At 69.5% G+C, this 10,299-nt stretch carries 12 protein-coding genes, 1 pseudogene and 1 riboswitch; of the genes and pseudogenes, 6 read left to right on the top strand and 7 right to left on the bottom strand.

Features of this window, described 5'->3' with window-relative positions:
- Positions 1-65: 65 nt before the first annotated feature.
- On the bottom strand, positions 66-707 hold the full coding sequence (locus tag Mterra_RS14895) for a hypothetical protein (protein ID WP_119315891.1): 642 nt from the start codon (positions 705-707) through the stop codon (positions 66-68).
- Between the two features lie 149 nt (positions 708-856).
- A riboswitch (SAM riboswitch) is annotated at positions 857-992 on the top strand.
- A 107-nt stretch (positions 993-1,099) separates the two neighbouring features.
- On the opposite strand from Mterra_RS14895, the gene Mterra_RS14890 reads away from it, so the two are divergent.
- The 3 genes from Mterra_RS14890 to Mterra_RS14880 are packed head-to-tail and all read left to right on the top strand — an operon-like array spanning position 1,100 to position 3,671.
- Complete coding sequence (locus tag Mterra_RS14890) at positions 1,100-2,143, top strand: ABC transporter substrate-binding protein (RefSeq protein ID WP_245971645.1); 1,044 nt, start codon at positions 1,100-1,102, stop codon at positions 2,141-2,143.
- 2 nt (positions 2,144-2,145) lie between these two features.
- Positions 2,146-2,883, top strand: coding sequence for an ABC transporter ATP-binding protein (locus tag Mterra_RS14885; RefSeq protein WP_119315890.1), 738 nt, complete (start codon positions 2,146-2,148; stop codon positions 2,881-2,883).
- Positions 2,874-3,671, top strand: a complete 798-nt coding sequence (locus Mterra_RS14880; protein WP_119315889.1) for an ABC transporter permease — start codon at positions 2,874-2,876, stop codon at positions 3,669-3,671. Before Mterra_RS14885 ends, Mterra_RS14880 begins: the two co-directional genes overlap by 10 nt.
- A gap of 53 nt (positions 3,672-3,724) precedes the next feature.
- Here Mterra_RS14880 and Mterra_RS14875 read toward each other — a convergent pair whose 3' ends face one another.
- Positions 3,725-4,159 (bottom strand): universal stress protein, encoded by a 435-nt coding sequence (locus Mterra_RS14875; protein WP_119315888.1) that lies wholly within the window; start codon positions 4,157-4,159, stop codon positions 3,725-3,727.
- 154 nt (positions 4,160-4,313) lie between these two features.
- Between Mterra_RS14875 and Mterra_RS14870 the strand changes: the two genes are divergently transcribed.
- On the top strand, positions 4,314-4,802 hold the full coding sequence (locus Mterra_RS14870) for a hypothetical protein (RefSeq protein WP_119315887.1): 489 nt from the start codon (positions 4,314-4,316) through the stop codon (positions 4,800-4,802).
- An 80-nt stretch (positions 4,803-4,882) separates the two neighbouring features.
- A complete protein-coding gene (locus Mterra_RS14865; RefSeq protein WP_119315886.1) occupies positions 4,883-5,146 on the top strand; it encodes a PepSY domain-containing protein in 264 nt (87 codons plus the stop codon).
- A 58-nt stretch (positions 5,147-5,204) separates the two neighbouring features.
- On the opposite strand, the gene Mterra_RS14860 is transcribed toward Mterra_RS14865, so the two are convergent.
- The 4 genes from Mterra_RS14860 to Mterra_RS14845 form a co-directional block, all read right to left on the bottom strand.
- Entirely contained in the window at positions 5,205-5,993 is a 789-nt protein-coding gene (locus Mterra_RS14860) for an ABC transporter permease (protein ID WP_119315885.1), read from the bottom strand.
- Between the two features lie 2 nt (positions 5,994-5,995).
- Entirely contained in the window at positions 5,996-6,799 is an 804-nt protein-coding gene (locus Mterra_RS14855; RefSeq protein ID WP_119315884.1) for an ABC transporter permease, read from the bottom strand.
- The gene (locus Mterra_RS14850) at positions 6,796-7,812 is read right to left on the bottom strand and encodes an ABC transporter ATP-binding protein (protein WP_119315883.1); all 1,017 of its coding nucleotides are present in this window, start codon (positions 7,810-7,812) and stop codon (positions 6,796-6,798) included. The genes Mterra_RS14855 and Mterra_RS14850 overlap by 4 nt, the downstream gene beginning before the upstream one ends.
- 140 nt (positions 7,813-7,952) lie before the next feature.
- Entirely contained in the window at positions 7,953-8,846 is an 894-nt protein-coding gene (locus tag Mterra_RS14845; protein ID WP_119315882.1) for a diacylglycerol/lipid kinase family protein, read from the bottom strand.
- A gap of 110 nt (positions 8,847-8,956) precedes the next feature.
- Here Mterra_RS14845 and Mterra_RS14840 point away from each other — a divergent pair, with 110 nt between their 5' ends.
- Positions 8,957-9,820 carry a GNAT family N-acetyltransferase gene (locus Mterra_RS14840; protein ID WP_119315881.1) on the top strand — a complete coding sequence of 288 codons (864 nt, stop codon included), beginning with the start codon at positions 8,957-8,959 and terminating at the stop codon, positions 9,818-9,820.
- Positions 9,821-10,063: 243 nt separating this feature from the next.
- Here Mterra_RS14840 and Mterra_RS14835 read toward each other — a convergent pair.
- Positions 10,064-10,299, bottom strand: a pseudogene (locus tag Mterra_RS14835) (pyridoxal kinase); the annotation flags it as partial.

The following is a 10,299-nucleotide window of genomic DNA, read 5'->3' as shown; positions in this document are numbered from 1 at the left end:
GCCGGGGAGGGGCTTACCACGCGCCGAGCCACGAGCCGTGGGCCTTTCGCTGACGGTTTCCCACTCTACGGCAGGCTCACCGTCTTGCTCTGCACCGGCGTGCACAGGATGGGGCCGCAGACGCGGGCGCTCACTTCGACGGCGTAGGGCTCCTCCTTGGCGTTGATCAGGTCGTGGATGGCGGTGTCGATGGCCTTGTAGAGGCCGCTGGTGGTCTTGTCGATGCCGATGGCGGGGAGGGGGACGCCCAGGTAGTTGCCCAGGGCGGCGGGGGCCAGCGAGAGCACGACCTTGAAGGCGTTCTCGAGGATGCGCCCGGCCTGGCGGAAGAAGTTGCGGTCGGGGACGTAGACCGGGAAGGTGGCGGTGGCGGGGCTGCCGGAGGAGAGCGGGCTGTCGCCGGTGATGACCCGGGTGCGGTTCTCGTAGCGCGGCTGGAGGATGGTGCCCACCGGGGTGCGGTAGAAGAGGGTGACGGTGTACTCGGCGCGGGTGCCGTCGCGGGCGGCGGTGGGGTAGACCACCAGGGTGCAGACGTTGGCGCCGTACTCGAGCACCGGCCCGGGGCGGTTGGACTCGCCCACGCAGGCTAAGTTGGTGCGGGGGGCGGCGGCGTAGGCGGTGAGGTACTCGGGGTCGGCGCTCGTGCGCGGGGCGCAGCCCAGCAGCAGCCCGCCCAGCAGGGCCGGGGTCAGCAGTCGCTTCACGGGGCCATTATGCCTGTTCGCCCCTGAGCTTTGGGTTTGAGCCGTGGAGCGGGTGCAAATCCTGACCTTCGCACTTGACATTCTGAAGCGTTGTCCCTACACTCTGCCCAGCTACGCGTTAGCGTGGCCCAACCGACAACGCACTCGTTCTCTTATCCAGAGCAGCGGAGGGAATCGGCCCGATGAAGCTGCGGCAACCCGTAGGGGCGTTCAGCCGGCAAACTGAACCGTCTCTACGTAGGTGCCAATTCCGACCCGGTGGTGGGTGGCCGGGGGAGATGAGAGAAGGGGAGATCCACCGGCTTGCCCAGCCCCCCTTCCACGCTCCGAGAACGAGGGAAGGGGGTTTTCCCCTTCCCGCGCGGCCTTCGGTTCGGTAAAGGAGGCGGAAAGTGGAAGAGTTGAAGCTCGAGCACGACTACTGCTGCCCCGGCTGCGACACCCGGCCGCAGGGCGCGGACTTGGGGCGCCGCACCGTGATCGGCGGCATCGCGGCCCTGGCGGCCAGCAGCCTGGGGATCGCCCAGGCCAAGAAGGTCAAGATCGGCACCTGCGGCCAGTTCCTCTGCCTGGTGCCCTACGAGGTCGCCAAGCGCCGGGGCTACTTCCGGGAGCTGGGCCTCGACGTGGAGATCATCTGGGCCAAGGGCGGCACCCAGGCCTTGCAGTTCATGATCGGCGGGGCGGTGGACTACTCGGCCACCAGCCTCGACGCGGTGCTGCAGGCCCGCCAGCGCGGGGCCAAGGTGGTGCAGGTGGCCTCCTCGGGCCGGCTGCCGCTGTTCGCGCTCGCCACCGCGCCCAAGACCGCCGGGGCCATCCAGGCCGTCAAGGACCTGGCCGGGCGCACGGTGGCGGTCTCGGGGCTGGGCAACGCCGACCACCTGATGCTGCAGTACCTGCTCAAGCGGGCGGGCGTGGACCCCAAGGGCGTGCAGTACGCCACCATCGGCACCAACCTCTTCGAGGCCCTCAAGCAGGGGCAGGTCGAGGCGGGCATGGTGCAGGAGCCCGCGCTCAGCCTGCTCAAGGAGGCCGGCGGGCGCGAGCTCGTCAACCTCATGGACTTCAACCAGGCCAAGGCCTTCATGGGCGGCCCCTACGCCTTCATGGGCCTCAACATCCGCTCCGAGGAGCGCGAGGAGCGTGCCGGGGAGATCCGGCGCATCGCCAAGGCCGTCGAGAAGGGCATCCAGTTCGTGCAGACCGCGAGGGCCAACGTGATCGTGGACTCGCTGCCCAAGGAGCTCATCGTCGGCGGGGACCGCAAGCAGCTCGAGGCCATCATCGACCGCTACCGCCGCTCGCTCTACCAGTCCAGCCTCAAGCTCGACCGCGACGCCGCCGAGCGCACCGTGGACATCCAGCAGGCCGCCGGGGTGCTGCCCGCGGGGTTCAAGGTGGACGAGGCGCTGGACTTCGGGATCTTGGGATAGCCATGCTGAACATTGAACACCTGAGCCTGGGCTACGGCCCCACGCCCGTGCTGCACGACCTGAGCCTGCGCCTGCGCCCCGGCGAGTTCGCCAGCCTGGTGGGGCCCTCGGGCTCGGGCAAGAGCAGCCTGCTGCGGGCCATCACCGGGCTGCTGCAGCCCCAGAGCGGCAGGCTCGAGCTGGGCTGGAAGCCCGAGGAGGTGGGCTTCTTGTTCCAGGACGACGCCCTGCTCCCCTGGCGCACCGCGCGGCAGAACGTGGCGCTGGGCCTGAAGATCCGCGGGGTCGAGGCCAAGGAGGCCGAGCGCCAGGCCGAGGGCTGGCTCGAGCGGCTGGGCCTGAGCGGGCTGGGCGCGCGCTACCCCCACCAGCTCTCGGGCGGGCAGCGCAAGCGGGTGGCCCTGGCCCAGGTGCTCGCCCTGCACCCCCGCCTGCTCTTGATGGACGAGCCCTTCGCCTCGCTCGACGCCATCCTGCGGGCCCAGATCACCGAGGACCTGCTGGAGTGGGTGGAGCGCGAGGGCATCAGCGTGCTGCTGGTGACGCACGACCTCGAGGAGGCCCTAGCCCTCTCCGACCGGGTTTACATCCTCTCGGGCGGCCCCAAGGCCCGCATCCTGCGCGAGTTCGCCGTGCCCTTCGAGCGGCCCCGCGACCCGCTGGCCGTGCGGGCCGACCCCCGCTTCGGGCCGCTGCTGCGCGAGCTGTGGCAGACCCTGGAGGCGGCGGTATGGTCGTGAGCAAGGAAGCCCAGCCGCCTAACCCCACCCCCTCGCGCAAGCGCTCCTGGCTGCGCCCGCTGGCCCTGCTGGTGGTGCTGCTGGGCTGGGAGGGCCTGGCCGCGCTGGGCCTGCTCAACCCGCTCTACGCCTCCTCGCCCAGCCAGATCGGGCGGGCGCTGGTCGAGCTCTTCGCCACCGGGCAGATCTGGCCGCACCTCGAGGCCACCTTCGGCGCGGCGCTGTGGGGCCTGGGGCTGGGCGTGCTGATCGGGGGCAGCCTGGGCCTGCTGGCCGCGCTCGTCCCCTGGGTGGGGGAGATCCTCGAGCCCTTCATGCTGCTTCTCAACGCCATCCCCCGCATCATCCTGGCGCCTTTGCTGGTGATCTGGTTCGGCATCGGGATCGCCTCCAAGGTGGCGCTGAGCCTGCTGTTGGTGGCGGTGCTGATCTTCTTCGCCGTCTACACCGGCATCCGCGAGGTGGACCCCCGGCTCGTCGAGCGCATCCGCACGCTGGGCGGGGGCCGGCGGGTGCTCTTGCGCGAGGTGTACTTGCCCTCGGTGACGAGCTGGGTGCTCTCGCAGCTCAAGGTGGCGGTGGGCTTCGCCTTCACCGGCGCGGTGGTGGGCGAGTTCGTGGCGAGCTCGAGGGGCCTGGGCTACTTGCTCAACTTCGCCCAGCAGAACTTCAACGCCTCGCTCTCGCTGGCCCTGATCAGCCTGATCGTGGCCTTCGTGCTCTTCCTGTTCGCCGCCTTCGGGGCGCTCGAGCGGCGCCTGCTGGCGTGGCGCTCGAGCCGCGGCTGAGGGCCCGGCGACGGACAGGGGGCAGGCCGCGGCCTGCCCCCGTCTTTCGGGGCTTACTCCGCCCGGATCACCAGCACCGGGACCGTGCTGCGGTGCAGCACGCCCGAGGTCACCGAGCCCAGCAGCAGCCGGTCGAGGCCGCCGCGCCCGTGCGAGCCCATCACGATGAGGTCGTGGCCCTTGGCCGCCTCGAGGATCTGCTGCACCGGGCGGCCCTCCTCGAGCCGGCTCTGGGCTTCGACCCCCTCCTCGCGGGCGATCTGGGCGGCACGCTCGAGGGCCTTCTCCCCGGCGGCCTTGGCCTCGCGCGACCAGTCTTCGTAGTAGGGGATGGTCTGGGTGCCCACGAAGGGCATGAAGGCGATGGGCTCGTTGACGTAGAGCAGGCTCACCGTGGCCCCCAGGCGCTTGGCGAGCCGGCAGCCCTCCCGGACGGCTTTTTCGCTGGGTTCGCTGCTGTCGGTGGGAATCAGGATGCGCTGGTACATGGTTTTAGTATGCCTTATACCCGATCCGGCTGGCCCGTCACCGAACGGCGCCGGACTGGCAGGGCCGGAGTTATCCGCGCGGCGGAGTTAGAAGCGTGCAGGACGGCACAGAGTTCGCTTGAGAATGGTAGCATTTGATTGTACAATGGCGAAGATGCTGGCGATGAAGCGCAAAATCTTCTGGCTCGAGCCCGCCCACCCCGCCCTGGTGGAAGACCTCCAGCGCTGGGTGGCGGCCAGGATCGGGACCAGACCCGAGCATTCGGCGGTCATCCGGGCGGTCTTAGACTGCATCGCCGAGTGGGCCAACCCCAAACATCCCGACTACGGTTGGTTCGTCGAGACAGCCAGTGCACAACACACCTTGCGGGGCCAGGAACGGCAGCCCCGCAATTATTACGTCTGGCCGCGCAACTTCATCCAACTGCGCCAGGTGACCGCCCAGCTCGCCGAGCTGGGTGTTCTCGTGGACGAGTCCATGCTGGTGAGGCTGGCCCTCGAGCGCATCGCCACCCGGTTCACGAGCGGCGATCGCCTGTTCATCTCGAGCTTCAGCAAAAAAGTCGGGCACAACATCGCCCCCAAGGGACGCGCCAGCACCGCCGCCCTTGGGGGTGCCCAATTGCCCATGGCCAGCGACTAAACCCGCTTCGGTTTGGAGGGGGGAGGCCGCTCGAGCCTCCCCTCCTTTCACGCCCCGCCCCTCCTGCGCCACAATGGGGCATGATCGACGTAAAGCAGGCCGTGCAGATCGCCAACGAGTACATCCAGAGCCTCTTTACCGAGCGCCAGATCCCCGAGCTGCGGCTCGAGGAGGTCGAGATGAGCCAGGACGGGGCCTACTGGGAGGTGACCCTGAGCTTCGTCGTGCGCGAGCCCACCGCCTACTTGAGCCTGGGCGACGCCGCCCGGACCCGCGAATACAAGGTCTTCCGCATCAACGCCGAGACCGGGCAGGTGCAGAGCATGAAGATACGGAAGGTGTGAAGGACCCTGGAGCAGTGGTTGCGTTCGGGCGCAAACCCCCCCGCTGCCGGGGAGTTCCCTAAGACCCTGTCCCTGAGTAGTGCCGCAGCCCGAACAGCCAGAACCGGTAAGCCACGAACAGCAGCACCAGCGCCACCGCGGGCCCCGCCCACGCCAGCCAGCCCACGTCGCGCCCCAGCAGGTAGCTCGCGGGGTAGAAGGAGGCGAAGCCGTAGGGGATCAGCCAGGTGAGGGCGGCCTGGATGCCCTTGTGGTACATGGAGAGGGGGTACTTGGCGAACTCGTGCATCTCGTGGACGGCGCGGGTCACGGGCACGCTCTCCACGATCCAGAAGGCGGTGGTGGCGGTGAGCAGGTTGAGCGCGACGAAGATGGCCCCGCCCGAGAGCACGGCCAGCACGGCGTAGAGCACGTACAGGGGGAGCAGCGGGATGCCCAGGCTGGCCCAGGCGCTCGCCACCAGCAGCGTGCCGGTCACGAGGTTGCCGATGCCGTCGTGGTTGAAGCGGTCGGCGAGGAGGTGGAAGAGGGGGTCGATGGGGCGCACCAGGAAGCGGTCGAAGCCGCCGCTGCGGATGTACTGGCGGCCGATGGTCCAGAGGTTGTCGGCGAACATGTGCTCGATGGAGCGGCTGGCGGTGAGCAGGCCGTACACCAGCAGCAGCTCGTCGAAGCTCCAGCCGTTGAGGCTGGGCACCTGGCGCATCACCACCCAGAGGGTGGCGATCCCGGCGGCCTGCACGAAGACCGTGCTGCTGGCGCCGATGAAGAAGTTCAGGCGGTACTCCAGCAGCACCTTGAAGCGCTGGAGCAGGAACAGCCCGTAGAGCGAGGCGTAGCGGGCCATGCCTAACCCCCCTGCACGGTGACGGCCCGCACCGCGCGGCTGAAGACCCACCTCGAGGCCACCGCCAGCCCCACGATCCAGGCGACCTGGCCCAGGAAGACCTGCGGGGCCTGCGCGACCGGGGTGATGCCGGCCAGGAAGGAGACCGGGGTGTAGACGATCTGGTGGAAGGGCAGGATCTGGGCGAACAGGCGCAGCCCCTCGGGCATCATGTCGAGGGGGACGAGGGCGCCGCTGAAGAAGAGCTGGATGGCGAAGAGGGTCACGCCAAGGCCCCAGACCTCGGTGGTGTAGAAGGCCAGGCAACCCAGCATCCACTCGAAGAAGAACATCACGCTCGCGCCCAGCAAGAACGACACCGCGAAGCACGCGTAGGCCAGGGGGTCGGCGGGGGGCTGCAGGCCGTAGAGCAGGGCCAGCAGCAGCAGGGGGGTGCGGGAGAGGAGCCCGGTGAGCCAGTTGCCCGCGCTGAAGGCGTAGAGCATGCCCTGGAAGTCAAGGGGGCGCAGCAGCTCGAGCGCGATGCGGCCCTCGCGCAACTGGTAGCCGAAGGTCCAGAGGATGCCGCTCTCGCCCACCCCGGCGATCACCTGCGCCAGCAGGACGTAGTTGAGGGTCTGCTGGAAGCCCAGCCCCGCGATCAGGTCGGCCTGGGCGTAGATGGCCTTCCAGAAGAACACGAAGATGGTCATGGCGACGGCCGAGGTGAAGAGGTTCATCCAGAACCAGACGTTGTAGGCCAAAAACTCCTTCGCGGCCATGCCGCTGAAGCCGGCGTAGCGGGAGAGCAGGCGGCGCAGGGTCATGCCGGCCTCGCTTCGCTCAGGGCCCCGCCGTAGATCTGCTTGACGATGCTGGTGAGGTCGGGCTCGCAGAGGGAGAAGTCGAGGACCTCGAGCTGGCTCATCACCGCCGCCGCGACCTGCGAGGCGCTGGCGCGGGTGCGGTCGAAGCGCAGCTCGAGCCGCCGCTCCTCCTGCCCCACCACCTCCGCGCCGGGGGGGAGGGTGAGGGGGTGCTCGAGGGGGCGGGCCGTCTCGAAGGTGATGCCCCGGTACTGCCCGAAGCGCTCGCGGATGGTGGCGAGCGGCCCGTCGTAGATCACCCGCCCGGCGTCGATGATGATGACCCGGCCGCACAGCTCCTCGATGTCGCCGAGGTCGTGGGTGGTGAGCACCACCGTGGTGCCCTTGGCGCGGTTCTGCTCCTTGATGAAGGCCCGGATCTTCTCCTTCACCACCACGTCGAGGCCGATGGTGGGCTCGTCGAGGTAGACCACGCGGGGCTCGTGGATGAGGGTGGCGGCCAGCTCGGCGCGCATCTTCTGGCCCAGCGACATCTGGCGCACCGGCTTGGCGAGGAGTTCGCCCAACTCGAGGGTGTAGGAGAACTGCTCGAGCAGCTCCTTGTAGCGCTTAGGCCCCACGTCGTAGATGCGGGCGATGAGGTTGAGCGACTCCACGAGGGCTAAGTCCCACCAAAGCTGGGTGCGCTGCCCGAAGACCACCCCGATCTGGCGGGCGTTGGCGACACGCTCCTTGTGGGGGTCGCGGCCCAGCACCCGCACCAGGCCGGCGGTGGGCGCCAGGATGCCGGTGAGCATCTTGATGGTGGTGCTCTTGCCCGCGCCGTTGACCCCGATGTAACCCACGATCTCGCCGGGGGGCACGCTGAAGCTGATGTCGTCCACCGCCACCTTCTCGGCGTAGCGGGGGCGGAAGAGCGCCTTGACGGCCCCGCCCAGGCCGGGGTCGCGCCGGGGGATGTGGAAGACCTTGCGGAGGCGGGAAACTTCGATGGCGGGCTGGTTGTGGCTCACGGATCGTGCCTCACGAAGAAAACGGCGGCCCGAAGGCCGCCCGGTAGCTGCGGGGTTCGGGGATAAGGGGGGATTACAAGGACTCGACCATGGGACCAGCCAAAGCCAAGTGTAGCCCCCGCCCGCCCCGGCCGCAAGCTTCAGGGCACCGCGACCGCCAGCGCCTTGGGGTGGACGCGCACCTCGTAGGTGCTCTGGGCCTGCACCAGCTCGCCGTCGGCGTGGGCGGGGGTGGCGCGGTCGAAGCGCACGGTGAAGGCCCTGCCGCTGAACTCGCGCACCCGGGGGTGGCCCAGGTGCTTGCCGGCCAGCAGGCGGGGCAGGATGCCCAGCACGCCCAGCCTCGAGAACTCCCCCGCCACCACCACGCTCAAGAGGCCGTCGTCGGGGGCGGCGCCGGGCGAGATGGGGATGCCCCCGCCGTAGGTGCGGGCGTTCATCAGCGCCGAGAGCAGGGCGCGGCCCTGGAAGAGCACCTTGCCCTCGGCCTCGAGCACCAGTTCCGGCAGGTTCAGCTCGCGCAGCACGCCGAAGATCGAGTAGAGGTAGCGCGGCATCCCGCGCAGGAAGGTGGGGGCGCTGAGGGCCTTGTGGGCCACCTGCGCGTCGAAGCCGATGCCCACGCTGGCCCCGAAGGCCTCGCCGTTGACCTCGCCTAAGTCGAAGGGGCGGGCCTTGTCGCCCAGGGCCACCCGCAGGCTCTCGGCCAGGCCCAGCCCGCGCAGCCCGGCCATGCGGGCGAAGTCGTTGCCGCTGCCGATGGGCACCACCCCCAGGCTCTTGCCGCCGTGGGCGATGCCCCGGATCACCTCGTGCACGGTGCCGTCGCCGCCCACCGCCACCACCCGGCCCCCCGCCGGGGCCTGGCGGGCCAGCTCGACGGCGTCGCCGGGGGCGCGGGTGTGGAGGAAGACGAGGGGGCGCTCGCCCGCGGCCTGGCGGAGGGCGGCCTCGATCTGCGCCGCCATGCGGCCTACCCGCCCCCGGCCGGCGGCCGGGTTGAGGATGACGGTGATGGGGAGGGCGTGGCTCATGAAACTGTGGCCGCATTGTATCGCCCGGCGGGCGGTGCGCAAGGGCTTTTGGGCCGCCCGGGACAGAGGGCTCTAACGAGGGCCGGGAGGGCCGGTGCTACACTGTTTTCATGATCCGCCCGGTTGCCCGAGAAGACATGCCCCAGCTCCTCGAGCTGCTGCGCTGGATGGACGAGGACCCCTCCCGGCGCGTGCTGGCCCCCGAGGCCCGGCAGGTCGAAGGGCTCTCCTGGGAGATCCTGGGGATGCCCGGCGACGGGGACACCGCCTGGGTGCTCGACGGGGGCGGCAAGGTGCGGGGCTACCTGGCCCTGCACCCCCTCGACGACGAGCTGGCCCTGGAAGGCCCCCTTCTCCTGGAGCCCGACGACCGCCTGCTCAAGGCCGCCATCGCCGAGGCCCGCGAGCGCGGCTACCGCACGCTGCTGGCCTTCCCCGACGAGTCCAACAAGCCCCTGCGGGCCATGCTCGAGGCCGCCGGCTTCGCCCCGCAGCACACCACCTACTTCTACACCATCGGCCGCACCGACCTCGCCTACCCGCCCCCCAAGGGCGTGAGGATCGTGCTGGCCGAGCCCGTTGACCCCGACCACTACCGCGAGGTCTACAAGAACTGCGAGGACGGCTGGAACCAGCGCTTGGCCTGGGAAGACGACGAGCTCGAGGCCTACTTCGCCGACCCCGACGTGAGCCTGTTCATGGCCTACGAGGGCGACAAGCCCGTGGGCATGGCCGAGCTCGAGATGGACGAGGAGGAGGCCGAGATCGCCTACATCGGCACCGTCCCCGACGCCCGCGGCAAGGGCATCGGCCGCGCCCTGCTGGGCCACGCCGCCCGTGAGGCCTTCAAGCACGGCGCCAAGCTGCTGCGCGTGCGGGCCCACGACCACGAAAAAGCCGCCCAGGAGCTCTACCGCAGCTTAGGCTTCGCGCTCGAGGAAGTGGTGGTGACGTACGCGCTGGATTTGGAGTGAAGGGGTCGAGGGTCGTCGGACGCTGAACGCGGGTCGTGCGTCGTACGTCCTACGTCGTACGCCAAACGCCAAACGCCAGACGCAAGACGCCGGTCGTGCGTCCTACGTCGTACGTCGTACGCAAAACGCCTGGTTCCCCCCTTAGCAAGGGGGGCTAGGGGGGATAAACCCTCCCCGCCGGCGGGGAAGGCCGGGGTGGGGTGAACCACGGGCCGCAAGCTGACGGCTGATGGCTGATGGCTCTTAGCCCACCCGCTCTGCCACGAAGCGCCTCGAGGGGTTGACGTACTCCTCTTGCGCGGCGACGAGTTGGATCTCCCGGGTGCCGCGTTCATGGGTGAGCTCGAGGAGGTTGTACAGAGCCGAGACGCTGTTTTCCAGGCTAACGGCCACGTCCCGGGTCTTGAGGTAGTTGCCGAGGAACAGCGCGGCGATGGCGTCGCCGGTGCCGTTGCGGGGGGGGTCGAGGGGGATCAGGG

The sequence above is a fragment of the Calidithermus terrae genome, from assembly GCF_003574345.1.
GTDB lineage: Bacteria > Deinococcota > Deinococci > Deinococcales > Thermaceae > Calidithermus > Calidithermus chliarophilus.
The sequence above is the reverse complement of the archived record's forward strand: the minus strand, read 5'-3'. Positions and strand labels throughout refer to the sequence as shown.